The 25,019-nt window shown below is 58.7% G+C and carries 27 protein-coding genes and 1 other RNA gene; 14 read left to right on the top strand and 14 right to left on the bottom strand.

Features of this window, described 5'->3' with window-relative positions:
- Positions 1–3 precede the first annotated feature (3 nt).
- From IMCC20628_RS25855 to ruvC, 6 genes are all read right to left on the bottom strand, one after another.
- Positions 4–369, bottom strand: a complete 366-nt coding sequence (locus tag IMCC20628_RS25855; protein ID WP_047028834.1) for an RcnB family protein — start codon at positions 367–369, stop codon at positions 4–6.
- Positions 370–554: 185 nt separating this feature from the next.
- On the bottom strand, positions 555–1,592 hold the full coding sequence (gene ruvB, locus IMCC20628_RS02145) for a Holliday junction branch migration DNA helicase RuvB (protein WP_047028833.1): 1,038 nt from the start codon (positions 1,590–1,592) through the stop codon (positions 555–557).
- Positions 1,589–1,987 carry a type II toxin-antitoxin system VapC family toxin gene (locus tag IMCC20628_RS02140; RefSeq protein WP_047028832.1) on the bottom strand — a complete coding sequence of 133 codons (399 nt, stop codon included), beginning with the start codon at positions 1,985–1,987 and terminating at the stop codon, positions 1,589–1,591. Before IMCC20628_RS02140 ends, ruvB begins: the two co-directional genes overlap by 4 nt.
- Positions 1,974–2,258 carry a type II toxin-antitoxin system PrlF family antitoxin gene (locus tag IMCC20628_RS02135; protein ID WP_245307861.1) on the bottom strand — a complete coding sequence of 95 codons (285 nt, stop codon included), beginning with the start codon at positions 2,256–2,258 and terminating at the stop codon, positions 1,974–1,976. The genes IMCC20628_RS02140 and IMCC20628_RS02135 overlap by 14 nt, the downstream gene beginning before the upstream one ends.
- A gap of 51 nt (positions 2,259–2,309) precedes the next feature.
- Positions 2,310–2,927, bottom strand: a complete 618-nt coding sequence (gene ruvA / locus IMCC20628_RS02130; RefSeq protein WP_047032182.1) for a Holliday junction branch migration protein RuvA — start codon at positions 2,925–2,927, stop codon at positions 2,310–2,312.
- Positions 2,928–2,937: 10 nt separating this feature from the next.
- Entirely contained in the window at positions 2,938–3,444 is a 507-nt protein-coding gene (ruvC, locus tag IMCC20628_RS02125; RefSeq protein WP_047028830.1) for a crossover junction endodeoxyribonuclease RuvC, read from the bottom strand.
- Positions 3,445–3,606: 162 nt separating this feature from the next.
- On the opposite strand from ruvC, the gene IMCC20628_RS02120 reads away from it, so the two are divergent.
- Positions 3,607–4,593: an LLM class flavin-dependent oxidoreductase gene (locus IMCC20628_RS02120; RefSeq protein ID WP_047028829.1), complete on the top strand. Its 987-nt coding sequence runs from the start codon at positions 3,607–3,609 to the stop codon at positions 4,591–4,593.
- A gap of 61 nt (positions 4,594–4,654) precedes the next feature.
- Here the strand turns inward: IMCC20628_RS02120 and IMCC20628_RS02115 are convergent, their stop codons facing one another.
- Complete coding sequence (locus IMCC20628_RS02115; RefSeq protein WP_047028828.1) at positions 4,655–5,401, bottom strand: YebC/PmpR family DNA-binding transcriptional regulator; 747 nt, start codon at positions 5,399–5,401, stop codon at positions 4,655–4,657.
- An 80-nt stretch (positions 5,402–5,481) separates the two neighbouring features.
- On the opposite strand from IMCC20628_RS02115, the gene IMCC20628_RS02110 reads away from it, so the two are divergent.
- Both IMCC20628_RS02110 and IMCC20628_RS02105 read left to right on the top strand, forming a co-directional pair.
- A complete protein-coding gene (locus tag IMCC20628_RS02110) occupies positions 5,482–5,973 on the top strand; it encodes a GFA family protein (protein WP_047028827.1) in 492 nt (163 codons plus the stop codon).
- A gap of 74 nt (positions 5,974–6,047) precedes the next feature.
- On the top strand, positions 6,048–6,878 hold the full coding sequence (locus IMCC20628_RS02105) for an MBL fold metallo-hydrolase (RefSeq protein WP_156174382.1): 831 nt from the start codon (positions 6,048–6,050) through the stop codon (positions 6,876–6,878).
- Here the strand turns inward: IMCC20628_RS02105 and IMCC20628_RS24130 are convergent.
- The 3 genes from IMCC20628_RS24130 to IMCC20628_RS02090 all read right to left on the bottom strand — a co-directional run bounded on the left by IMCC20628_RS24130 (position 6,797) and on the right by IMCC20628_RS02090 (position 8,896).
- Positions 6,797–7,309 carry a hypothetical protein gene (locus tag IMCC20628_RS24130; RefSeq protein ID WP_052766261.1) on the bottom strand — a complete coding sequence of 171 codons (513 nt, stop codon included), beginning with the start codon at positions 7,307–7,309 and terminating at the stop codon, positions 6,797–6,799. The genes IMCC20628_RS02105 and IMCC20628_RS24130 overlap by 82 nt on opposite strands.
- A 167-nt stretch (positions 7,310–7,476) precedes the next feature.
- Positions 7,477–8,301, bottom strand: a complete 825-nt coding sequence (locus tag IMCC20628_RS02095) for a TIGR00282 family metallophosphoesterase (protein ID WP_082127968.1) — start codon at positions 8,299–8,301, stop codon at positions 7,477–7,479.
- A gap of 7 nt (positions 8,302–8,308) precedes the next feature.
- On the bottom strand, positions 8,309–8,896 hold the full coding sequence (locus IMCC20628_RS02090; protein WP_047032180.1) for a 5-formyltetrahydrofolate cyclo-ligase: 588 nt from the start codon (positions 8,894–8,896) through the stop codon (positions 8,309–8,311).
- Positions 8,897–9,102: 206 nt separating this feature from the next.
- Here IMCC20628_RS02090 and IMCC20628_RS02085 point away from each other — a divergent pair, with 206 nt between their 5' ends.
- The gene (locus tag IMCC20628_RS02085; protein WP_047028825.1) at positions 9,103–9,312 is read left to right on the top strand and encodes a hypothetical protein; all 210 of its coding nucleotides are present in this window, start codon (positions 9,103–9,105) and stop codon (positions 9,310–9,312) included.
- A 92-nt stretch (positions 9,313–9,404) separates the two neighbouring features.
- Here the strand turns inward: IMCC20628_RS02085 and ssrS are convergent.
- A non-coding RNA gene (ssrS, locus tag IMCC20628_RS24525) (6S RNA) lies at positions 9,405–9,561 on the bottom strand.
- A gap of 273 nt (positions 9,562–9,834) precedes the next feature.
- Between ssrS and IMCC20628_RS02080 the strand changes: the two genes are divergently transcribed.
- The 3 genes from IMCC20628_RS02080 (at position 9,835) to IMCC20628_RS02070 (ending at position 14,165) form a co-directional block, all read left to right on the top strand.
- The gene (locus IMCC20628_RS02080) at positions 9,835–10,896 is read left to right on the top strand and encodes a transferrin-binding protein-like solute binding protein (RefSeq protein ID WP_156174381.1); all 1,062 of its coding nucleotides are present in this window, start codon (positions 9,835–9,837) and stop codon (positions 10,894–10,896) included.
- 78 nt (positions 10,897–10,974) lie between these two features.
- Entirely contained in the window at positions 10,975–12,258 is a 1,284-nt protein-coding gene (locus tag IMCC20628_RS02075; RefSeq protein ID WP_047028823.1) for a surface lipoprotein assembly modifier, read from the top strand.
- 113 nt (positions 12,259–12,371) lie between these two features.
- Positions 12,372–14,165, top strand: a complete 1,794-nt coding sequence (locus IMCC20628_RS02070; protein WP_047028822.1) for an alpha/beta fold hydrolase — start codon at positions 12,372–12,374, stop codon at positions 14,163–14,165.
- Here the strand turns inward: IMCC20628_RS02070 and IMCC20628_RS02065 are convergent.
- Together IMCC20628_RS02065 and IMCC20628_RS02060 are read right to left on the bottom strand one after the other, a co-directional pair.
- Positions 14,162–14,524 carry a cell division protein ZapA gene (locus tag IMCC20628_RS02065; RefSeq protein WP_047028821.1) on the bottom strand — a complete coding sequence of 121 codons (363 nt, stop codon included), beginning with the start codon at positions 14,522–14,524 and terminating at the stop codon, positions 14,162–14,164. The genes IMCC20628_RS02070 and IMCC20628_RS02065 overlap by 4 nt on opposite strands.
- 64 nt (positions 14,525–14,588) lie before the next feature.
- On the bottom strand, positions 14,589–14,861 hold the full coding sequence (locus tag IMCC20628_RS02060; protein ID WP_047028820.1) for a DUF4164 domain-containing protein: 273 nt from the start codon (positions 14,859–14,861) through the stop codon (positions 14,589–14,591).
- Between the two features lie 265 nt (positions 14,862–15,126).
- On the opposite strand from IMCC20628_RS02060, the gene tkt reads away from it, so the two are divergent.
- The 6 genes from tkt to IMCC20628_RS02025 all read left to right on the top strand — a co-directional run bounded on the left by tkt (position 15,127) and on the right by IMCC20628_RS02025 (position 23,489).
- A complete protein-coding gene (gene tkt / locus IMCC20628_RS02055) occupies positions 15,127–17,118 on the top strand; it encodes a transketolase (RefSeq protein WP_047028819.1) in 1,992 nt (663 codons plus the stop codon).
- 45 nt (positions 17,119–17,163) lie between these two features.
- Complete coding sequence (gene gap / locus IMCC20628_RS02050) at positions 17,164–18,174, top strand: type I glyceraldehyde-3-phosphate dehydrogenase (RefSeq protein WP_047028818.1); 1,011 nt, start codon at positions 17,164–17,166, stop codon at positions 18,172–18,174.
- Positions 18,175–18,455: 281 nt separating this feature from the next.
- Positions 18,456–20,255, top strand: coding sequence for a potassium/proton antiporter (locus IMCC20628_RS02040; protein ID WP_047028816.1), 1,800 nt, complete (start codon positions 18,456–18,458; stop codon positions 20,253–20,255).
- Positions 20,256–20,367: 112 nt separating this feature from the next.
- The gene (locus tag IMCC20628_RS02035) at positions 20,368–21,564 is read left to right on the top strand and encodes a phosphoglycerate kinase (protein ID WP_047028815.1); all 1,197 of its coding nucleotides are present in this window, start codon (positions 20,368–20,370) and stop codon (positions 21,562–21,564) included.
- Positions 21,565–21,727: 163 nt separating this feature from the next.
- Entirely contained in the window at positions 21,728–22,621 is an 894-nt protein-coding gene (locus tag IMCC20628_RS02030; protein WP_047028814.1) for a fructose bisphosphate aldolase, read from the top strand.
- 118 nt (positions 22,622–22,739) lie between these two features.
- Positions 22,740–23,489: an SGNH/GDSL hydrolase family protein gene (locus tag IMCC20628_RS02025; RefSeq protein ID WP_047028813.1), complete on the top strand. Its 750-nt coding sequence runs from the start codon at positions 22,740–22,742 to the stop codon at positions 23,487–23,489.
- Here the strand turns inward: IMCC20628_RS02025 and IMCC20628_RS25305 are convergent.
- Entirely contained in the window at positions 23,440–23,601 is a 162-nt protein-coding gene (locus IMCC20628_RS25305) for a hypothetical protein (RefSeq protein WP_197078377.1), read from the bottom strand. The genes IMCC20628_RS02025 and IMCC20628_RS25305 overlap by 50 nt on opposite strands.
- A 129-nt stretch (positions 23,602–23,730) precedes the next feature.
- On the opposite strand from IMCC20628_RS25305, the gene IMCC20628_RS02020 reads away from it, so the two are divergent.
- Positions 23,731–24,972, top strand: a complete 1,242-nt coding sequence (locus IMCC20628_RS02020) for an MFS transporter (RefSeq protein ID WP_047028812.1) — start codon at positions 23,731–23,733, stop codon at positions 24,970–24,972.
- The last annotated feature ends 47 nt before the right edge of the window (positions 24,973–25,019 follow it).

The following is a 25,019-nucleotide window of genomic DNA, read 5'->3' as shown; positions in this document are numbered from 1 at the left end:
ACTTTAACGCCCGGCGACGATGCCGGCGATCAGGCCGGATGCAATGCTGATCAGCACATACTGGTTGTCGACCTGAACCCAGCGCTGGCCGCTGCCGGGCTTGCGCAGGCCGTGGCGCTTGTAATCACTCACTGAGGAATGCTTCTTCCAGTCGTTCATCCGCTGGCCCTTGGACCAGTGCTTTTTGCTCAGCACTTTCTGCGGAGCGGACTTCTTGATCTGGGAATGGGACTGCGGCTTGCGGTGATCAGACCGGGTCTGAACCTCGACTTGTGGCTTCCGGTGGTCTGAGCGGGCTTGGGCCTGTGCCTGAGCCAGCGGGGCTGCCATCAACAATGCGGCGATCGAGACGATGAATGCTTTTTTCATGACGCTTCCTTTCGTTGTTTGTGAGAGGAAGATAGGGCCCGGAAGATGAACTGGAAATGAACGGTTCTATTAATATTTGGTAATAATATCAGTAGTTTAATTGCGGTTTAAGTGAGGCTGAATGCTGCCGCAAAGCGGCGGCGCAGCGGCTCAGCACCCCCTGCGGCATGCCGTGACCAGCAGGTCTACTCTTCTTCAAACAGGCTGGCCTGGGTGGCGGCAAGATCCTTGGGCGGGTTGAGCCCCATATGGCCCCAGGCGCGCTGGGTCAGCACCCGTCCGCGTGGCGTGCGCTGCAAGAATCCCTGCTGGATGAGAAACGGCTCGATGATGTCCTCGATCGCATCGCGCGGCTCCGACAATCCGGCGGCAATGGTCTCGATGCCCACCGGACCGCCGCCGAAATTGCGCACGATCATGTCGAGATAGCGCCGGTCGAGCTGGTCGAGCCCGATGCTGTCGACCGACAGCCGGGTCAGCGCTTCATCGGCAATCTTTTGGGTCACGGCCTCGGCCTTTGCCACTTCGGCAAAATCCCGCACCCGCCTCAGCAGCCGCCCGGCAATGCGTGGCGTGCCGCGCGACCGGCGGGCAATCTCCAGCGCGCCCTCGTCGGTCATGCCCAGCCCCATGATGCGGGCGCCACGGCGCACGATCAGCTCGAGCTCGGCAACGGTATAGAACTGCAGCCGCACCGGAATGCCGAACCGGTCGCGCAGCGGATTGGTCAGAAGCCCAAGCCGCGTCGTTGCCGCAACGAGAGTAAAACGTGACAGATCGATCTTCACCGAGCGCGCTGCCGGCCCCTCGCCGATGATCAGGTCGAGCTGGAAATCCTCCATCGCCGGATAGAGAATTTCCTCGACCGCCGGGCTGAGCCGGTGGATTTCATCGATGAACAACACGTCGCGGTCTTCGAGATTGGTCAGAAGCGCTGCCAGATCGCCGGCCTTGGCGATCACCGGACCTGAGGTGGAGCGGAAGTTCACTCCCAGTTCCTTGGCCATGATCTGCGCCAATGTGGTCTTGCCCAGGCCGGGAGGTCCGACAAACAGCACATGATCAAGCGCCTCGCCGCGGTTTTTGGCCGCTTCGATAAACACCTTGAGATTGGCACGGGCTTCGGCCTGACCGGTGAACTCGGCAAGCGATTGCGGCCGCAGCGTCGTATCGACGTCCTCACCGCGCTTCTCGGCATCAATCAACCGGTCGGACTCGCTCACGACAACAGCTCCATACCGGGCACGGAAGCAGCGGCCTTTTTGTCAAAGGTCATGGTCTTCTCGCAGCCATTCTCCCGGTTGATCCCGGCGATGACGACGTCGGAAAAATCCGGATGTGGCGAATGCAGCCATTCGGCCCAGTTTTTCATATGCAACATCTCCGGCACCTTGATTTCCACCGTGTCGAGCAAACCCGCCACATGGCTGCGCGCTGTTTCCCGATCAGTCTTGTACACCCGTTCCAGCACCCAGATGGTCTCGACAATGACCATCGGATTGACGAAGAGCGGCCTGTCGGCATCGCTGGCTTTGACCAGTTCCACCGCAGCATCGAATTGCGTCTTGTCATCCCGGGTCAGAAGCCGGACGATGATGTTTGTGTCAATCCCGATCATGCGAGTGCTCGTACCGATCAGAAATGGCCTCGCCGATTGCCTCGTTCATGGTCTCAACTGAAACCGGCGCGCGATCTGGCTCGAAGAGAACGCCTGCGAAATCGAGTGCGCTTCGGTTCTTCGGCACCAGCACAACCTTGCCATTGACGAATTCATAGCCGATGCGATCGCCTGCGCCGATCTTGAGATATTCGCGCACCTCGATCGGAATCGTCGTCTGGCCCTTGGTGGTAATCTTGGATTCGACGCCCATTTCCTTACCTCTACGCATATTCCTTACATCTACAATTAGTAAGGAACTACCCCCTTGGCAAGGATTGCTTCACCTAGCCAGTTCTTTCAGGCCCAGCCGGATCAGCTTGGCTGAATCAACATCCTCTCCGGCATTCTTCATCGCTGCCGCCACGGCATTGGCGGCCTGGTCGCGCGAATAGCCCAGATTGGTCAATGCCGACACCGCGTCAGTCACCGGTGCAGGGGCGACGCCCTCGCCGAGTTCCTGCTTCAGCCCCATGGCCTGGCCGCCATCGCCGGCAAAAGCCGGGGCCTTGTTCTTGAGCTCGGTGACGATGCGCTGCGCCACTTTCGGCCCGATGCCCGGCGCGCGCGCCACTGTTGCCTTGTCCTGCAGCGCGATCGCGTTGGCTAGATCGGAGGGCGTCAGCGTCGACAGCACCGCCAGCGCCACCTTGGCGCCCACGCCTTGGACGCTTTGCAAAAGCCGGAACCATTCGCGCTCGAGCTGGCTTTCGAAACCGAACAGCTTCAACTGGTCTTCGCGCACATAGGTCTCGATGAACAGCACCGCAGCCTCGCCGGCCGATCCGATCCGTGACAGCGTCCGCGCCGAACAATAGGCCACGTAGCAGACCCCATGCACATCGATGAGCACATGGTCCTCGGCGATTTCCTCGACCGTTCCCTTGAGTTTCCCGATCATCGAAACGTCCTCATTCCGCAGCCATTCGCCAGGCGGGCGATGTCCGGTGATGCGCATGGCAAATGGCGATCGCCAGCGCGTCCGCTGCATGTTCGCTGTCAAATGTCGCTTTCGGGATCAGCATCCTGACCATCATGACGATCTGCTTCTTGTCACCATGGCCGACGCCGATCACCGCCTTCTTGACCGCATTCGGCGCATATTCAGCGACCCGCAATCCGGCGCGTGCAGGCACCACCATGGCGATGCCACGGGCCTGCCCAAGCTTCAGCGTCGCTGTGGCGTCCTTGTTGACGAAGGTGTTTTCCACCGCCGCCTCAAACGGCTGATACTCATGCAACACGGTCTCAAGACCGTCGTAAAGCTGCATCAGCCGTGACGCGAGATCAAGCTTGGCGTCGGATTTGACCGTGCCCGAGGCGACAAAGCGCAAGGAATTGCCGAGGCTCTCGACAACACCCCAGCCGGTGTTCCTCAGCCCGGGATCAATCCCGATAATTCGAATCGCTTCTCTCATCCAAAAACCCTAGCTGCCTGTGCCGGAGCTTTCCATCAAAATGTGAACAAAGCAAAAACAAACCTCCTGATCACGAAACAGTTTTTGGCTTTCCACCGGTAACTTCCTACATGGTGGGAAGCAGTCCACAGCCCCACCATATACAGCCCCGAAAGACATTCCATGACCGCCTTTTCAATTCTTGATCTCTGCCCCATCGTCGAAGGCGGCACCGTCAGCGATGCGCTTGCCGCAACACCGCTGATGGCCAAGCGCGCCGAGGACGCCGGCTACACCCGGTTCTGGCTTGCCGAGCATCACGGCATGAAAGGCATTGCCAGTGCGGCCACAGCACTGGTGATTGCCGAGGCAGGACATGCGACCAGCACCATCCGTATCGGCTCGGGCGGCATCATGCTGCCAAACCACGCGCCGCTGGTCATTGCCGAACAGTTCGGAACACTGGAAGCGCTGTTTCCGGGCCGCGTCGATCTCGGTCTCGGCCGTGCGCCGGGCACAGACATGAACACCGCCCGTGCGCTCAGGCGCAATCTGGAAAGCGGTGCCCAGAGTTTTCCCGATGATATTCTGGAACTGCAGCACTGGCTGGGCGAGCCCGACGACACCAAGCTGATCGCCATCCCCGGCGCCGGCTCACATGTGCCGCTGTGGATTCTCGGATCCAGCATCTACAGCGCCCATCTGGCTGCAGCGCTTGGCCTTCCTTACGCCTTTGCCTCGCATTTCGCGCCCGACATGCTGCTTGAAGCGCTGGAAATTTACCGCGACAAGTTCACGCCGTCGGCGCAACTCGACAAACCTTTTGTCATGGCTGCGGTGATGGGAGTCATGGCCGATACCGATGATCAGGCCGCGCATCTGTTCACCACCCTGCAGCAGACATTCGTCAACATGCGCCGCAACACGCGCGGAAAAATGCCGCCGCCGATCGAAACCATGGATGGCTACTGGAACGACATGGAAAAGATCAATGTCGAGCACATGCTGCGCTACGCCATCGTCGGTGGTCCGGAGAGCGCCAAGGCGCAGATGCATGATTTCATCAAGGCAACCAAGGCCGATGAGATCATGATCTCGATGCCGATCCATTCACTCGACGCGAGGCTGAAATCCGTCGATCTGTTCGGCAAGCTGCGCGAGACGCTCTGAGACAAAACAAAACCGCCGGCTCGAAAGGCCGGCGGTTGATTGTTTCAGCCAGTCTGACCGGTCAGGCCGAGAGCTTGGCCATGACTTCGTCGGAGACTTCGAAATTGGCGTAGACGTTCTGCACGTCATCGTCGTCGTCGAGCGTGGCGATCAACTTGAGCACCGATTCCGCCTTGTCCTCATCGACCGGCGCTGACGTTGCCGGCTTCCAGATTGCCCGGATCGACTGCGCCTCACCGAGCGCCTCTTCGAGTGCGGTTGAAACCTCGCCGATATCCTCGAATGCGCAAATGATGTTGTGTTCATCCTCGCTGCTGGTCACGTCTTCGGCGCCGGCCATGATGGCGGCTTCCATGATCGTGTCGGCGTCACCGGCCTCCGGCGGATAGATGATTTCGCCAACACGCGAGAACATGAAGCCCACCGAACCGGTTTCGCCAAGTGCGCCGCCGGATTTGGTAAACGCTGCGCGGACATTGGATGCCGTGCGGTTGCGGTTGTCGGTCAGCGCTTCGACGATGACGGCAACGCCGCCCGGGCCATAGCCCTCGTAACGCACTTCATCATAGTTCTCGCTGTCGCCGCCTGTCGCCTTGTTGACGGCGCGCTGGATGTTGTCCTTGGGCATCGACTGCGCCTTGGCGTTCTGAATCGCCAGCCTCAGCCGCGGGTTCATCGCCGGATCGGGCGCGCCCATCTTGGCGGCGACGGTAATTTCGCGCCCCAGCTTGGAGAACATCTTGGAACGGACGGCGTCTTGCCGGCCTTTGCGGTGCATGATGTTTTTAAATTGTGAATGGCCGGCCATAATGCCCCTGATCTTTGCTCTGGAATCTGGATTGGCGCGTTATAAGGTTCTTACCGCGTTTCGTCCAGAAGGTTCCGGCCATGCATCACACCAACATCCCGCCCCTGCCCCTGAGAGGCGGCTGCCAATGCGGCAAAATCCGCTACACATTGCTGGCGCGTCCGCTGGTGTTTTATCTTTGCCATTGCACCGAATGCCAGCGGCAGACCTCGTCAGCCTTTGGCGAAAGCCTACGGTTCCGGCGCGAGGATCTCGATGTCGATCCGGGCCTGCAATGCATAAGCCGGGAGAGTGAATCCGGCAAACAGCGCCAGGGCTGGTTCTGTCCCGATTGCGGTGTCCGCATCTGGCACGGCACCAGCGGGTCCGCCGAAATCAACATCAAGGCCGGCACGCTGGATGACACCTCCTGGCTGATGCCCGCCGGACACATCTGGACCAGCTCGAAGCAGAAATTCATGGCGATTGGCGCCGACGAGATCAGTTATGAGCGCCAGCCTGAAGACAATTACGCCGCCCTCAAACAACGATGGCAGCAGATGACCGGTTCGGACCCCACCGTACCGGGCTGAAACCAGGTCTTTACCTTACGTCAGACTGCCCTACACTTACGCAAGTGAAAGACATCAGCCACGGAGCCACCATCATGCCCCGTATCAATGCCCTTATCTTTATCGCCACACTGTTTTTATCATCGCCTGCCGCAGCGCAGGATCAGCAGCGGCCTTTCAGCCAATGCATGGCCGTGGCGCAGTCCCTGCCCCGCGCGACCTACGCCAACCTGACACCGGACGAAGTCGCAGCACGGGTTCAACCGGCGGCAGCTGGTTCCGGCGACGTCGAGATCATGTTTGCAGGACATTCGACCTATGTGATTACCACGCCGGCGGGCGTGACGATTGCCACTGACTTCAACGGATGGGCGGGACGTGTGTCGGTTCCCGATGTCGTGACCATGAACAAGGCGCATTCCTCGCATTTCACCCTGGCGCCCGACGAGCGGATCGCACACGTGTTGCGCGGCTGGAATTTCGACCAGAGCCCGGCAGAGCACAATCTCGTGGTGGACGATGTCTATGTCCGCAATGTCACCACCGACATCCGCAATTTTGGCAGCATGGAGCCCGACGGCAATTCGATCTTCATTTTCGAGGTTGCCGATCTGTGTATCGGTCATCTGGGGCATTTGCATCACCCCTTGGAAGATCGGCATTTTGCGCAAATCGGGCGGCTCGATATCGTCATGGTGCCGGTCGATGGCGGGCTAACCTTGAGCCACGAGGCGATGACCGGACTTGCCAAACGTTTGCAATCCTCAATCCTGTTGCCTATGCATCGTCGCGGTGCGCCGCTGTCAGCTTTCATCACCATGATGGGCGACCGGTTTCTGGTCGATTATGTCAATGAAGACAGCTTCACCATTTCAGCCCGCAGCTTGCCGCGCCAGCCGACTATTTTGGTCTTGAAGGGGATCTGATGATCAACCGGCGCAAGTTTCTGATCCGCATCGCGGTGCTCGCCTTCGCTGCCGCAAGGCCTTCGGTGTTGCTGGCCAACGCTTCCAGTGAACGTGAAAGACTGTTTGCGGCATTGAAATCCGCCAAGACCGAGCGCGAAGGACGTGAGGCGGAGAACGCCATATGGCGCTGGTGGCTTGACCAGGCCCCCACTCTTGCCGTCCGCGACGCCATCGATCATGGCATGGAACGTCGCGAGAGTTATGATTTCGAGGCTGCCGAAACCGCTTTCGACATCGCCGTGCGCGAGGCGCCGGACTATGCCGAGGGCTGGAACCAGAGGGCCTTTGCGCGTTTCCTGCGCGACAACATCAATGGCGCGCTGTCCGATCTTGAACGCGCGATTGAACTGGAACCCGACCATTTCGGCGCCTGGTCGGGCATGTTTCATATTCTTTTGCAGATGGGACGAACCGAAGTTGCGTTTGCGGCGCTGTCACCATTCATCCCTGGCTCAAGGAGCGCGGCATGTTGCCGCCTGATGCGGACGCGGACCGCCCGGCAATCAAGGGCCTGGAACAGGATCTGTAGAAAGCCGGGTCTACTTGTCCCGCTGGGTCAGCTCCAGAAGTCCGGCATGGTTTCGCTCAACCGTGGCCCGATTCGTAACGGCGCGATTTTCTCGGCCAGCCCGGTGCGGTCAGAGATCTCGACGGCGACGCCGCTGATCGTCGCGGGGCCGGACGCGGCTTCAAAACGTCCCTTCGGAATGCGCGACAGGAAGCGGTTGATCGGTTCTTCCTTTTCCATGCCGATGGAGGAATCGTAATCGCCGCACATGCCGGCATCGGTCATATAGGCGGTGCCGCCATTGAGGATCTGGGCGTCGGCCGTGGGCACATGGGTGTGAGTGCCGACAACGAAACTCGCCCGACCATCGACAAAATGCGCAAAACAGAGCTTTTCGCTGGTCGCTTCGGCATGGAAATCGAACACCACCGCATCGGCCTGTTCGCCCAGCGGACAGGCATTGAGGATGGCTTCGCCTGCCGAGAACGGATCATCGAGATCGGGGTGCATGAACACCCGGCCCATCACATTGGCGACAAGCACGCGCGCGCCATTGCGGGCGATATAGAGATTGGAGCCGCGTCCGGGAGTACCGGGCGGATAATTGGCCGGGCGCAGAAACCGGTCCTGCCGGTCGGCATAGACCAACGCCTCGCGCTGATCCCAGACGTGATTGCCGGTTGTCACCACATCGGCGCCGGCTTCCAGCGTTTCGAGAAATATCGCTTCGGTGATACCGAACCCGCCAGCGGCGTTCTCACCATTGACGATGACAAAATCCAGCTTGTAATCGCGGATCAGGCCGGGAAGGCGGTTCCAGACCGCGGTGCGGCCGGATCGTCCGACCATGTCTCCAAGAAATAACAGGCGCATCGGCTCTCTATAGAGCTTGCGGAAATGAGCGCAAGCCCACCTCGGTCAGGATCATCGCCAGCGGCACATCATGCGGCTCTGCCGGCAGATTGTCAGTCTGCTGAAGTGAAAAGGCCGTGCCTATGAGTTGTGGCGACAGCCCCTTCCCGCGGAGCCGCGCGATTGCCCGGTCATAATGACCCGCGCCATAGCCGAGCCGGTTGCCGTGAGGGTCGAACGACGACAGCGGAACAAGCAGGATATCCGGATCAAGCTCCTCTGCCTCCGGTCCCGGTCCCGAGGTCCCGAAGCCGGTCTTGACCAGCTCCGCACCGCGGACAAAGTCGCGAAACACAATGGTTTCACGATCGAGCACCACCGGCAGGCACAACCGCGCGCCACGCGAACGAAACCGCGCCATCAACGGCCGCAAATCCGGCTCGGAACGAATCGGCAGATAACCGGCGATCACCGTGCCGGGATCAAAGGCGATCGCTTCGGCATGTTCGGCCATCGCAAGGCTCATTTCGATGCGGCGATCCGGCGCCAGCGCATCTCTTTGCGCCAGCGCTGCGGCGCGAAGGCTTGCCTTGCTGTCCATGGGTTTCTCCGACATTTCCGAAGCAAAGCCGTAAGCCCGAACGCGCGCATGCGTCAACGTCGCGGCAGGATTTGCCACAGGCTAAGGCGGATTTGTCTCATTTTGAGAACCCTGCATACCGTTTGTACACCGTGCGACGGGGATCTGGTTGTCGGAGACTACAGCCTGAGGATACACAGACCTCCATAGCTATTTCTCAATGGTAACATTTAAGGACATTGATGACCTTCCCCCTGGAACCATTGACCAGTCCTGAACGGATCTGCCTGCAACTGGCGGCGCGGGGTCGGGCGCACGATATCAAGACCGGGCAACACAATGAATGCCAGACCAATGCCAACACCCTGATCGCATCTGCGTGCCGGAAACTGATGGCCGACACCACAATCGAGGCCGTAGCGCGCGCGTTGAAACTGGGATTGATCCAGTAGGCCGCAAATCATCTGCTCAATTTGCGGCAGGACAGCCTCCGCTTTGACCAGCATTTGCGAGAGAGCAGATATTTCAGATTTGCGAGAGAAAAGTGCGATCCACGGCAACCGATGGATTTATTGATCCTGGGAACCTACAACGTAGGTGGGCGCCATATGTCCGGACCCACGAGTCCGGTCAGGGACAGCACCCTTTGGATCAATTAAGGCCCCAGGGTTCGTGTATCCTGTCGAGGGGCGCAGATCGCAAGCTGTATATAGGTCATCACGTGCCCCGCGCCAATGAGCAAATCATTAAATCGCAAAACAGTGTTTTCACCCGATCGGGTGATTGAGAGTCCTGCATTTCCATCGATACTTCAATGCAACGGCACACGCGGAGGTTTCCTCGTGTGCAGTCCAAACCATTCGCATCGTCGAGGTTTGAGTATCGATGGCCTGCCGTGATCCCGCCCCGGATTCGGCGGGCTGGCCCTGAATGCGGGCAGTGTTTCGTAAGTGTATGCGGGCGAGGGATGGATCATGAACAAATCAGCTTTAATTTCCGGCGCAGTGGTGCTCGCAATTCTTCCCGTAGTCAGTGCGTGTTCACCCTCGGGTGGCACATTGGCGGGTCCTGCTGCCGGAGGCTCGCTGCCGATCAAGGCATCCGGCAAGGCGCTGGCCTATCGGGTGAATGCGACAAACACTTCTTCAGTCAGCTCCTATACAAATCTGCCGCAGTCCCAACACCAGATCACGCAAGCCAGGATTCTCGAAAAATCTGCGCCGGGCGGGATTACCATTGATGGGGCTGCGGACGTCGATCCCGATCCAAACACCAATCAGGGCAACAACCCGGCCCTGATCACGGCCACCTCCACAGACCAGCTGGAAAACGGAACCACGCTTGTCGGGATGACGGACGCCAAAGGCAGTATCTACTTCGACGGCGGCAACTTCGGTGACGCACAGGTCTCGAACGAGCATGCAAACCTGTCCTCGGTCGGTGTCTACAACCGCCACGATTCAAACGGCAAATTTGTTGAGCAGATTGTTCTCAAGCATGGCACGACCATTCGTTACCAGGAGGGCGCTGATGGTGCCGCAACCTCTGTTCAAGCGGTCGGCTTCATCGGCAACAACACCACCAACATGCCCATGTCCGGACAGGCCACATATCGCGGTTTCCACGAGGGTGGAACCTCGGTTTATGATGACAACGGAAACATGCAGAACATGGGGCTCAACGGCGGCGAGGTTGAACTGACTGCGGATTTCGGAGCTGGAACGGTCAAGGGTGGCATTAAGAACGGCCAACTCGCCGCTTACAAAGACAGCAATATGCTGATGCTCAACCCCAACGTGACCGGCCTCAACATCAACGCAAACATCACCGGTTCGGATTATACCGGAACAGCCCAACTGGTCGATTCGAACAACAACCCCGTTGGAACATCAACCTACAACGAAGCCATCGGGTCGTTCTTCGGAGACGCGGCAGCAGAAACCGCTGCCGCCTATGTGATCGAAGGCAATGCGGAGATCGATGGCCAGAACCGGGATTATCTGATGACGGGAACCTTTGGCGCCGTGAAAAACTAATCAGCAATGCGTAAAATTCCCGTGTTTTCCTCGGAAATGGGTCCAGACCGGTGGCGAGTACGTAAAGGGCTAAGGGCGTTGACAACAACGCTTTTCGCGGCGCTTGCGTCCTTGCCGCTGTGCATATCGCCTGCTCAGGCGGATTCCCCGTTCCTGTCTGCTGAAGCACTTGTCGGAGCGGGTGATTTCACTGCGGCCGAGACTATCCTGCAAAACACCCGTTTCCAGGGTCGGGAAGCCATTCCTGCTGCCTATCTTCTGGCGGTGGTCTATGCCCGCACCGGCCGCCTGGACCGTGCAGAAAAACTGCTTCGGGAAATTCTTTCCCGCGAACCCGGCATTGATACGGTCCGCATCGAGTTGGTGGAGATCCTTCTGGCGCAGAACAAGCGGCAGGCAGCGGGGTACCAGCTCAATCGGCTGATCGACACCGCCGATTTGACCAGGGATTCGAACCAACTTGAGCAACTCTCGCGCCGGGCAGGCACCACCAGGGGATTTTCTCTGTCTGGATACTTCTCCCTTGCCCCCTCCACCAACGTCAACGATGGCACCTCCCAATCCACAGTCATGATCGGAGGCCTGCCGTTCACGATTGCCAATGGGGCACGCGAACAATCAGGAATTGGTGTCAGGGCTGGAGCCGTCGCAGGCTACTCGCACATGCTGACCGAAAACCTCGCCGCCTACGCATCCCTGTCGGCGGGCTTTTCCGATTACTCCAACGATGATTATGACAAGCAGCAGGGCGAAATTCGAGTGGGATTGAGACGGAATGAACTTCGCTATTCGCTTCAGGCTGAAGCAATATTTGACCGCCACTGGCAAAATTTCAAACCTTACAGTCTGGGGATCGGAGGCCGGGTCGCGGCAAAGTGGAACTTTGCCCAGAACTGGTGGGTGTCGGCAGAAGTCATTCACATGAACCGCAGCTTTGATGCCACCAGGGCAGCCGAAGCCAGCACCACACGTGCGACAGGAACGTTGCGGCGGGCGTTTTCAAATCAGATCGCGGTGTCGGTCAGCAGCAGTTTCGAACGGGAAACCGTGTCCGCCCGGCCATGGAATTCCTACGACAGCAAATCTCTTACTCTGGGCATGGAGACGCCAATCGCCTTTGGTCTGCGAATGAATGCCTATCTGACTGTTGGCACGCGTGATTTCGAAGATCTTTTTCCTGGGCTGAGACTGGTGCGTCAGGACAGGTTTGGGGAACTCAGGGGGGCCTTCCGCAAGGACGATTTCCAGATCGCCGGCCTTTCTCCGATCATCGGCCTGTTCCATAAGCAGCAAAGCAGCAATGTCGCATTCTACGATTATAGAACCAGCGGAATGGACTTGACCTTCACCAAAGCATTTTAGAGCGCCACCCCGTCCATAACAACGCCCAGGGCGCGTCAGCGTCCGCTTGTGCGCAACCATCCATTGTGTAAAATCGGATCGAAATCACAGTCCACAGAAACGGTATCCGGTCCATGGAGTCTGTTGACAACCCTGCCCCGCTAACACGGGCAATCGAAACAATTTATTCCTATTTCAAGGGCGATCAGGAATTCACCGAGTTCATGAAAGATCTCGAGGATTTTCTGGCTGTCGGGGAAACCGGCCACCCGGTGTTCTCGGGCGAGATTGGCAAGCATTTCAATATCGCCGCCGAACTGGCGCAAGTCATGTCTCCGGCGCCAGAGGCCAAGTACCGCTCGCTGGTCGAAGGTCCGGCCTTGAAAATTGTTTTCGACAGGGCATTGCGGATTGTCGCGCAGTCGTCGCAAGCGCGAAACCTATTCGGATACATAGACGGCTTCGTCATCACCCACGACAAGAACAACAAGGCAGTCATTTCAACCGAAGCCGCTGCCTATTCCGCCGACCAGGTCGAACAATTGCAGATGAGCCTCAGCGGCCCGGTGCTTGAGACCGTGGCAGCGTTGTTTGGACACAACACCCAACAGCCGGGCGGAAATCGCAGTTTCGTACGCAGGGAAGGCGAGAGCGGTTTTGTATCTCTCAACCACAATCTTGAACTTGATGTTGTCGTCGTCACCCTTCCCGGCGCCAGCTGGAGCGCCAGCATTCCGGTCGTTCTTAGCGGCAGCTTCGGGCTGTCACCATCAGAGAATGAAGTTCTCGAGCTGATGGCCAACGGCAAGTCGAATGTCGAGATCTCCCGGGATCGCTTTCGCTCTGTCGACACGGTGAAAAGTCAGACCCAGGCGATCTTTCGCAAACTTGGTGTCGCATCGCGTCTCGAAGCCGTCCAGGTGGTCAATGACCTTGTCAGCCTGGCGGCCCTCTCCGGTGGAGTGCCCGATCCGGGCGTCACCATCGCATCGCCAACCAACAGCTTCCCCTTTGCCCATGACATTTCGTCCTGGCGGACGGCAGATTCTGGCGGGAGGCAGATCAGCTATGTTCATTACCCCGCGCCTCCCGGCACCGCCGGGGAAACCTGTCCGGTGTTGATGTTCCATGGGTTATTGCAAGGACCGGAACTCACCATGGCAGCACGGCATGGCCTTAGCTGTGCCGGTTTTGAGTATCTCGGCATTTCCAAACCTGGCTATGGCGCAACGCGCCCACCTTTCAGGAACAGGCCGATGATACAATCGTGTATCGAGGATGCTGTATATGTCTGCGACCAGCACGGTGTCGGTCGTTCGCTCGTGCTTGGCCATCTGTTTGGTGCTCATGCAGCGATCGAATATTGTCTCACCCACCCCGAGCGGGTCAGTGGCCTGGTCCTGTGCTCAGCCTATTATCCGCTGCAGATGGCTGAACATCTTGTACCGGTCGGTGTCTTGCAGAAACTCGCAATGTCGAGCGGGATTGCATCAGCCGCAGCACACCGGTTCATTGCCCTCACAGCGGTTGCCTATCTGCGGTATGGCGGTTCCAACCGGTACCTTTCAGCCCTTGCCGAAAACTGTCCCGGCGACCGCAAGGCGATTCAGGACCAGGAAATTTACGGATTGCTGCGAGCTGGCATCCATCATGTCACTGTCGGTGGAGCTTCCGCCTTCCTTGCCGACACGTCAGCGAGCGATTCGGACTGGAGCGAACGGCTTGCCTTGCTCAACCTGCCGGTCATTGTGCTTCATGGCGAGTCTGACCCTGCGGTAAACTCGAAAATAGCGAGGCTTGCCGCCGGTCGGATAGCCAATTGCCGGTATGAGGAAATTCCCGAGATCGGGCAGCATATCCTTCATGCCATTCCCGAAAAGGTGATAGCCGCCCTGAAGGAAATTCACGCCGCGGCGGCCGAGAATTAGTCCCGGCCCGCCAGCTTGCCGGCGATTTTCTCGATTTTTCCTGTCACTTCGATCAGCGCCTCGGTGATATCGCTGTCAACCTTGTCGACCTTGGTCAGGGCATTGTCGCGGGTTTTCTTCAGGGTTTCGACTTCTGCTTCAAGTCCGCGCATCCGCCGCTGCAACTCGTGCAATTCATCCATCACCATGATTCCGGCCATCACGGTAATCCGCAAGTCGCCGATTTCGCCAAACTCACCCTTGAGATGGCCAACATAGCGATCAAAGCGGCTTGCAAGCTCGGTGAGATGCGTTTCCTGCCCCTCTTCGCAGGCCATGCGGTAGGTCTTGGAGTCAATGGTAACCGTGACTTGTGCCATTCAACATATCCTGTGCAGCATCAAATTGGGTGATCAGGCCTGTATCAGGCCCGCCACCCGTCTATCAGCGGTCTAAGACCGCCCGGATCGTTTCCATGGCCGTCACCAGCCTGCGCGAAACCTCCCGGTTTGCCTCTTCCAGACGGTTCGCCCTGTCCTGTGCCTGGTCAAGCTCCTGCGCAATACGCGAACGATCTTCGATCATCCGGTCCAGTTCCGCTGCGGTTTCGGTCGAACTGCGGCTGGCCTCGACTTGCCGGTCAACCTCATTGTCAAGCTGATTCAAGGCCTTGTTCAAAGCCTCAAGTGCTGATTTCAATGTTTTTTCGGCGGGCATCGGCGGCTTCCCTGGATCTGGACTACAAGCCGAATCGCTTGAATTCCGGATACTTGCGGGGCCTAGTTTACGCATCAGCGCAACTACGCGTCAACAAAACCGCGCTCTGCATCCCCAGTCGTGAGCATGCGACACGATTGTGGCATCAGCGGTTTGCGTGCCATGCCTTTGTTGACTCCGGCGAAGCAACTGCTATTTGTGCGCGGCCTTCGATCCGGACTGCTTTCGGCCCGGACCTGACCTGAACGCGACTGGCGGAACCATCATGATTTCACGCGAAAAACACGACCGGATGGCGAATGCAATCCGGTTTCTATCCATGGATGCTGTAGAGAAAGCCAAATCCGGGCACCCCGGCTTGCCAATGGGCGCAGCCGATGTCGCCACAGTGCTGTTCTCACGCTATCTCACCTTTGATCCGAAAAAGCCCAATTGGCCTGACCGCGACCGCTTCGTGCTGTCAGCCGGCCATGGTTCGATGCTGATCTATTCGCTGCTCTATCTGCTTGGTTATGATGACATCTCGCTCGAGGACATCAAGAATTTCCGCCAGCTTGGATCTCCGACCGCCGGCCATCCCGAATATGGCCACGCTGCAGGCATTGAAACCACCACCGGCCCGCTCGGCCAGGGCCTCGGCAATGCTGTCGGCATGGCGATCGCCGAGCGCAAGCTCGCAACCGAGTTCGGATCCGACCTGGTTGAACATCACACCTATGCGCTAGCCGGCGACGGCTGCCTGATGGAGGGCATCAGCCAGGAAGCGATATCGCTGGCAGGCCACCTCAAGCTCAACAAGCTGATTGTCTTCTGGGACAACAATTCGATTTCCATCGATGGCCCGATTTCGCTGACCGATTCGACCGACCAGTTGGCCCGCTTCGCAGCTTCGGGCTGGAACACGCTCGACATCGACGGCCACGATCCCGACGCGATCGCACAAGCCATCGAAGCCGCGCAGAAATCCGACCGGCCGACATTGATCGCCGCCAAGACCGTGATCGGCTTTGGCGCTCCCAACAAGGCTGGAACCAGCGGCGCCCATGGGTCGCCACTTGGCGACAAGGAAATCGCCGGTGCCCGCGCAGCCCTCGGCTGGAGCGAAGAACCTTTCGTCGTGCCGTCCGACATTCTTGATGCCTGGCGCCTGGCCGGCCTCCGGTCGGTCAAGGACAGAAAAGCCTGGGAAGCCCGCCTGGCTGAGACTGAAAACGATGTCCGGATGTCCTTTGAACGCCGGATGACCGGCGAATTGCCCGGCGAGTTGGAACCGGCAATCCTTGCCTACAAGCGCAAGCTCTCCGAGGACCAGCCCAACGTCGCCACCCGCAAATCTTCGGAAATGGCGCTCGAAGTCATCAATGGCGTGGTTCCCGAGACCATTGGCGGCTCAGCCGACCTGACCGGGTCCAACAACACCCGCACCAGCCAGACCAAGCCGATCACGCCGGACGATTTTTCCGGACGCTATATCCATTATGGCATTCGCGAACACGGCATGGCGGCGGCGATGAACGGAATCGCGCTGCATGGCGGCCTGATCCCCTATTCCGGCGGCTTCCTGATCTTCTCGGATTACTGCCGGCCTTCGATCCGGCTGGCTGCGCTGATGGGCATCCGGGTGATCCACGTCCTGACCCATGATTCCATCGGACTTGGCGAAGACGGCCCGACGCATCAGCCGGTCGAGCAGATGGCCGCCTTGCGCGCTATCCCGAATTTGCTGATGTTCCGCCCGGCCGATGCCGTGGAAACAGCCGAATGCTGGCACATCGCCCTTGAGGCACAAAAGCGCCCCAGCGGCATCGCCCTGACGCGTCAGAACCTGCCCACAGTGCGCACCGATTACACCGAGGAAAATCTCTGCTCCTACGGCGCTTACGATCTCGTATCGGTCAGCGAAGCCGAGGTAACAATCTTTGCTTCCGGTTCGGAAATCGAGATCGCGCTCGAAGCCTGCAAGATGCTTGAGGCGAATGGTCACACCACCCGCGTGGTGTCCGTGCCGTGCTTCGAGTTGTTCGAAGAGCAGAGCGTGGAGTATAAAAAGGCTGTTATCGGAGATTCCAGGATCAAGATCGCCATCGAGGCGGGCATCCGCCAGGGATGGGACCGCTTTATTGGCTCGGACGGTCTGTTCATCGGCATGACCGGCTTCGGCGCATCCGGACCTTACAAGGAACTCTACGAGCATTTCGGCATCACTGCCGAGGCCGCGGTGGCGGCGGTTGAAGACCGCCTGCATGACAAGGCCTGATCTTATCCAAGACAGGCGCTCGCTGACCCAAGACGGAGAAACAGCATGAAGACCAGGATTGCCATTAACGGATTTGGCCGTATCGGCCGTAACGTGGTGCGTGCCATTTATGAATCCGGACGCCAGGACATCGACATTGTCGCGATCAACGATCTCGGCCCGGTTGAAACCAACGCGCATCTGCTGCGCTGGGATTCGGTTCACGGCAAGTTCCCCAAGACCGTTGAAGTCGACGGCGACACCATCAAGATTGAAGGCGGCGATTCGTTCAAGGTTTTTGCCGAACGTGACCCGAAGAACCTGCCCTGGGCCGATCTCAACATCGACATCGTACTGGAATGCACAGGCATCTTCACGGCCCGCGACAAGGCCGCCTTTCACCTGGAAGCCGGTGCCAAGCGCGTTCTGGTGTCCGCACCTTCTGCCGGCGCCGACAAGACCATCGTGTACGGCGTCAACACTGATGTGTTGACCAAGGACGACCTCATTGTCTCCAACGCATCCTGCACCACCAACTGCCTGGCGCCGGTCGCCTATGTTCTCAACAATGCCATCGGCATTGAAAAAGGCATGATGACGACGATCCATTCCTACACCGGTGACCAGCCGACACTCGACACCATGCACAAGGATCTCTACCGGGGCCGTGCGGCCGCAATGTCGATGATTCCGACCTCGACCGGTGCCGCCAAGGCTGTCGGCCTGGTGCTGCCAGAGCTCAACGGCAAGCTCGACGGCATGTCCATTCGCGTGCCGACCCCGAACGTCTCGGTTGTCGATCTGAAGTTCCTTGCCAAGCGTTCCACCACTGTCGAGGAAATCAACAAGGCCATCCGCGACGCCGCCAACGGCCCGCTGAAGGGCATTCTCGGCTTTACCGATGAACCGAATGTCTCGATCGACTTCAACCACAATCCGCATTCGTCCGTGTTCCACATGGACCAGACCAAGGTCATGGATGGCACTTTCTGCTCGATCCTGACCTGGTATGACAATGAATGGGGCTTCTCAAACCGGATGGGCGACACAGCAGTCGCCATGGCAAAGCTCATCTAGGCTTGCCAACGAATCAGCCTTGCTGATCTGACCGGACTTGCGACGATTGCACAGCCACCGTTTGAAAAAACGGTGGCTGTGCTGATTCAGGCCCAAAACTGACCAGGAAATTTGCCGTCTGGGAGTTCATATCTGCAGACACGGACAAACTCTCACCTTGTTTGAGCTTGAATGTACCTGCTTCGGCGTCCGAGACATTGCCCCGGCTGCCGCCATCTTCCATAATTGAGACCAATACACTTCGTGAGGGTCAATTACGGCGCCAGACCAAGGGACGACGGTTGGACACATTTTACATTGTGACATTGGCATCTATGTCACTCATTCTCATTGCTGCATTTTCCAGTCTCCTCGCCGAACGCTTCGGCGCACCGTTGTTGCTTCTGTTCCTGCTCATCGGACTGCTTGCCGGTGTCGATGGTCTTGGCATCGACTTCAGCAACAATTCCGGCGCCTTCATGCTCGGATCGATTGCACTTGCGATCATCCTGTTTGATTCGGGCTACGGCACTTCACTGCAGTCTTTCCGGCAGGCGGCCGTGCCTTCGCTGACATTGGCTACGGTCGGCGTGCTGTTCACCGCAATCCTGTTTGGCGCCGCTGCACGCTTTCTATTGGATTTTTCCTGGCTCGAGGGCTTGCTGCTGGGTTCCATTGTTGCCTCCACCGATGCCGCCGCAGTGTTCTTCCTGCTGCGCACCGGTGGCATCAATATCCGTGACAAGGTCCGCTCGACACTGGAAGTCGAATCCGGGACCAACGACCCGATGGCTATTTTCCTCACCGCGGCGCTGGTCTCCATCATAGCCAGCGGCGAAGGGCTGGAAAGCGCCGGTCTGGATCTGCTCATCCTGTTCGTCAAGCAGATAGGTCTTGGTCTGGTGCTTGGTCTCGGCGGCGGTGTTCTCATCGTTCAGATCATTCGGCGTGTCCCGGTAGAACGCGGGCTCGCACCGATCTTCGTGCTGGCTTTGGCCTTGCTGGTCTTCGCCTACACATCGGTGATCGGTGGCAGTGGCTTCCTCGCGGTCTATGTGGCGGGCATCTATGCCGGCAACAAAAAGATCCATTCCAAAACGTCGATCATACGCTTCCAGGAAGGCCTGACCTGGCTGGCGCAGATCGTCATGTTCCTCGTGCTCGGTCTGCTGGCGACGCCGTCGCAATTTCCGCAGATCATCCTTCCGGCCATTGCACTGGCAATATTCCTGGTCTGCATCGCCCGGCCTCTTGCAGTCTGGCTGTGCCTGCTGCCGTTCGACTACACCCAGCGCGAAACCGGGTTTGTCGCCTGGGTCGGCTTGCGCGGCGCAGTGTCGATCCTGCTGGCGATCCTGCCGATTCTCGGCAATCTCGAAAATGGCCAACTCTATTTCAACACCACATTCATCGTGGTGATGGTCTCGCTCGCCATTCAGGGCTGGACCGTCAAGCCGATCGCCCGCCGCCTGGGATTGATCATTCCGCCGCAGATCGGCGCCATCGACAAGTTCGAGCTCGATCTTCCCGGCACCGCCAATCATGAGCTGCTTGCCTACCGGGTGGCCGCCGACAGCCCGGTTCTGCGGGGCGAACGCATTCCCCGCTGGGCGCGGCCCTCGCTGGTCATTCGCGATGGCAAATCTATGCGCTACCAATATGCTGGCCGACTGCTGGAAAACGACCTGGTCTATCTGTTCATCGCGCCCGGATTTTCCCGCCTCCTCGACCGCCTGTTTGCCTCCAAGGTCGCCGTCGGCGAGAACGACAATGAATTCTTCGGCACATTCACCATTGATCCCAACCGGACCGGTGAAGAACTCGACCGTGCCTACGGACCGGGTCTGATCAGCGACACGGACAAGTCTCTGACCATCGCCGAACTGATGGAACAGCGCCTGGGCGGCAAACCCGACTACGCCGACCGCGTCAAGATTGGCCGCATCGTGCTGATTGTCCGCCAGACCGATGACAAGGGTAACATCAAGACGGTCGGCATTTCACTTGAACCGGTGGCGCCCGCCACCCGGCTTCCGCTGTTCCTCAACTTCCGTGAGATGATTCACGCAATAAGGGATTACGCCCGCAAGCGCCGGGGGTGAGGACTAAGACTGCAGGCAGGAATTTCCGTTCCCCGCCTTGCGTCGTCCCCCGAGCGGTGTAATCTCCGCGCCGAAATCCAGCCGGACACCAACTCGACGATCGGACCATGCAATGCCCGCTTTCAAGACCCTCGACGATCTCACCGATGTTTCCGGCAAGCGCGTTCTGCTGCGGGTTGACCTCAATGTTCCGGTCAAGGACGGCAAGGTCACCGACACCACCCGCATTGAAAGGGTTGCCCCCACGATCATGGAACTGTCGGGCAAAGGCGCGCGGGTGATCCTGCTTGCACATTTTGGTCGTCCCAAGGGCCAAGCGGTCCCCTCAATGTCGCTGGATTCGATCTCCGGAGTTGTCGAAAACGTACTTGATCACCGCGTCCATTTCGCGAGCGATTGTATTGGTGAAGCGGCCCGGACAGCGGTTGATGAAATGGTCAAAGGTGACATCCTGCTGCTCGAAAACACCCGCTTCCATCCGGGCGAGGAAACCAATGACCCCGAGTTTGCCAAAGCGCTGGCCAAAAATGGCGACATCTTTGTCAATGACGCCTTTTCCGCAGCCCATCGCGCCCATGCTTCGACCGAAGGACTTGCCCATCTCTTGCCAGCCTATGCCGGCCGCACGATGCAGGCTGAACTGATTGCTCTCGAAAAGGGTCTTGGCAATCCGGCCCGGCCTGTTGTCGCCATCGTCGGCGGCGCCAAAGTCTCGTCGAAGATCGATCTCTTGAAAAACCTGGTCAAGAAGGTCGATGCGCTTGTGATCGGCGGCGGCATGGCCAACACCTTCCTGGCTGCGCGTGGCATCGATGTCGGCAAGTCCCTGTGCGAGCATGATCTCGCCGAAACCGCCAAGGCAATCGAAGCCGAGGCGGCTGCATCGGGATGCGCAATCGTGCTGCCTGTTGATGGTGTGGTGGCGCGCGAATTCAAAGCCGGCGCCGACAATGAAACCGTTGATGTTGCAGCCATCCCCGCCGATGCGATGATGCTCGACGTCGGACCAAAATCCGTTGAAGCGATCAACGCCTGGATCACCAAGGCCGACACGCTGGTCTGGAATGGTCCACTTGGTGCCTTTGAAATTCCGCCATTCGACACTGCCACCGTATCTGCTGCTCAACATGCGGCCCGCCGCACCGAGGAGGGCCTCCTGGTGTCAGTCGCCGGTGGAGGCGACACTGTCGCTGCACTCAATCACGCCGGCGTGGCCGAGGACTTCACTTATGTTTCCACTGCCGGCGGTGCCTTTCTGGAGTGGATGGAAGGCAAACCACTGCCCGGCGTCGATGTTCTGAAAGCCTGAGGCGGAGGTTCAGCCCCTTCCCCGTTAACCCTCCTGGCGTTTCTCCAAGCCTTTCAAACGATTGAATATTTTTCAATCGTTTCAATACACCATGAGCCTAGTTTCACCGCGTTGCAGCATCTGTTAAGGCAACCCACAAGATGTTGATTACGGGGGACAAAGCATGATGAATGCAACCATGGCGCAGCAAATGGCGAAGAAGGATGGCTTCATCGCAGCGCTCGATCAGTCGGGTGGCTCCACACCCAAGGCATTGAAGCTCTACGGCGTGGCAGAAGATGCCTATTCCAATGATGAGGAAATGTTTGCGCTGATCCACGCCATGCGTGCCCGGATCATCAAGTCACCCGCATTCAGCGGGGAAAAGGTGATCGGCGCAATCCTGTTCGAGCGCACCATGGATGGCGAAATCGACGGTGTGCCCACCGCCGATTATCTCTGGGACAAATGCGGCGTCGTTCCGTTTCTGAAAGTCGACAAGGGCTTGATGGAAGAAGAGAACGGCGTGCAATTGATGAAGCCAATCGACGGCCTTGACGCGCTTCTCGAGCGCGCCGTCGCCAAGGATATCTTCGGCACCAAGATGCGCTCGGTCATCAATGCCGCCAACAAGGACGGGATCGAGGCGATCGTCGCCCAGCAATTCGAACTCGGCAGGCAAATCCTCAGCCACGGGCTGATGCCAATTCTCGAACCGGAAGTGAATATCAAGATCACCGACAAGGACGAAGCGGAACAGTTGCTGCTGGCCTCAATCCAGCGGCACCTCGACACTGTGCCTGCCGGTCAGCAGGTCATGCTGAAACTGTCGCTGCCGACCGTGGCCAATCGCTACACGTCGCTGGTCGACGATCCGCGCGTCATGCGCGTCGTGGCGCTGTCTGGCGGCTACTCTCGCGATGAGGCCAACCGTCTGCTCAGCACCAACAAGGGGGTGATCGCCTCCTTCTCGCGCGCCTTGACCGAGGGGCTGTCGCAGGGCCAAACAGACGCCGATTACGATGCGACACTTGCCACCACAATTGACAGCATCTACGAAGCGTCTCGCGCGGGCTGACCGGACTTCACCGAACCGGAATGGTTTCAACCCGCCGTGGCAACATGGCGGGTTTCCTTTTAGAGTGCCCCGGTTGCGGGAGGCACGATGGTTCAGACAGGCAGAGACACTACGAGCTATGAACACTTTCCTTGCTGGCCTCATCAGTTGGTTTCTTGTCCCGGTCGCCCTGATCAAGGGCCTTGGCGTACGCAAGATTGCGCCGCGTCTTCCGCCGCCAACCGGCCGGCCCAGAGGCCGGATTGGCGAAGGCCCTGCAGAAATTCGCCTGTTGGTGCTTGGGGATTCGTCCGCCGCCGGTGTCGGCGCCGAACGAATTGAAGATACACTGGGACCCCAGATTGCCGCATGCTTGAACGCCGCCACGGGCAAAACCGTTTCCTGGCGCAACGCCGGCGCCAATTCCGCCATTGCCGCCCAGATTCGCGACCATGTGATCCCGAACATCGAAGAGCGCGATTACACCCATGTGGTGCTGACTGTTGGCACCAATGACGCCAAGAATTTCGTCACCCGCTCGCGGTTCAAGAAGGGTTTCGGAGGGCTGCTCTACGCCGCCCACGCCCGCTGGCCCGAAGCGCGGATTTACTGGTCTCCGGTGGTCAACATGAGACATGTTCCGGCCCTGCCCGCGTCGCTGGCATTCGTGCTTGGCCTGCGCGCCGGGATCATCAACGCCATGGGAGTTCAGCTCTGCCGCGAACGCTACGCCACGGCTGTCGCCCCGCTCCGGGTTGGAGGGCCTGAAGGCTTCGCTTCAGACGGCTTTCACGCCAATGCATTGGGCTACAGGCACTGGGCCGCGCATGTGGCGCAATTCATTGCGGACGCAGAACCAGCGCCATCATCATTGCAAAAATCAGAATAAGCGCGATTTTCCAGACATCGGATCGCCGCTTCAGGCCGGGAAGGCCGAAGGGTTTGATCAGGTGCAGCGCCATGGCGGCCAGAACCAGAACCAGCAGTATTTTCGTTGACATGCACTACGCCCTATTCGCCGTCCAGCCTTAAACCTGACATGATCCCCATCAATCAGCTAGGTTTGTTGATATCCGGCATTGATTCCCGGTTCGCTCGATTTACGAAACGCTTTAACACACTGGTTCATCATGCACCGCAACCTACTTCCAGTCCTTTCTTTGATGTTGGGCTCAGCCTTTCTGCTAGCAGGCAACGGACTGCATGGCCTGTTGCTGCCTATGCGCGGAACAGAAGAAGGCTTCTCCCCCACATCGCTGGGCCTGCTCGGCACGGCCTGGGCGACAGGTTTTGTGCTTGGCTGCATTTATTCCCAGCGACTGGTGCGGCGCATCGGCCACGTCCGGGCCTTCTCGGCCTTTGCCGCGACAATTGCCATCATTGCACTGCTGACCGGTTTGCTGGTCGATCCCGTAAGCTGGATCCTGCTGCGCGTGGTCACCGGTTTCTCGCTTGCCGCCTCATTCATGATCATCGAGAGCTGGTTGAACGAGCGCGCCACCAATGAAACCCGCGGCATGATCTTCTCGCTCTATATGACGGTCAACTATGTCGCCATTGTCGTGGGACAGATGAGCATTGCACTGGGTGATGTCTCGCAATCCACCTTCTTCATGATTGCCGGCGTTCTGTATTGCCTGGCGCTGCTGCCCACGGCGGTATCGACCGCTTCAAGCCCCGCGCCGCTCAAGGAGGTCAAGCTTGACCTCCCGCTGATTTTCCGCAATTCGCCAGTTTCCTTCGTCGCCATGCTGATGATCGGCGTTGCCAATGGCGCATTCGGCACGCTGGCACCGGTTTTTGGCGCCAATGTCGGCCTGACCACCATCATCGTCGCCACCATGATGTCGATCACCATCTTTTCGGGCGCGGTCATGCAGATACCGGCCGGTCGCATGTCTGACCGTATGGACCGCCGCTATGTGCTTGCAGGACTGGCTGCCATTGCCGGGGCCGCAGGTCTTGCCATCACGGTGGTAAAGCCATCCAGTATCGCTGTGTTGTTCGGATTGATCGCGCTTTATGGCGCGATGTCCTACACGCTCTATTCGATCATTGTTGCCCATGCCAATGACTATGCCGCAAGCGACCAGTTCGTCACCGTTTCCGGCGGCTTGCTGCTGTTGTACGGCGTCGGCACCATTGTTGGTCCGCTGCTCGCCGGCGTGGTCATGGCCTACGATCCCTATCTGTTGTTCGCAGTCACCGCAGCGGCCCACATCGCGGTTGCAGGATATGCCCTGTACCGATCGCGCATGCGCGCCCCGGTTCCCGTCGAGGATCGCGACAGTTTTGCCGCGACACCATCTGGCCGGTCCGCAACACCCGAATCAATCAATCTTGATCCACGCGCCTCGGCATCCGAAGACTAGAGCATCCGTCCTGATCAGGACGGATGCTCGTAGCGAAAATAAGCGAT

Origin of the sequence: Hoeflea sp. IMCC20628 (genome assembly GCF_001011155.1) — a bacterium.
GTDB lineage: Bacteria > Pseudomonadota > Alphaproteobacteria > Rhizobiales > Rhizobiaceae > Hoeflea.
This window is presented reverse-complemented; position numbering and strand designations above follow the sequence as displayed.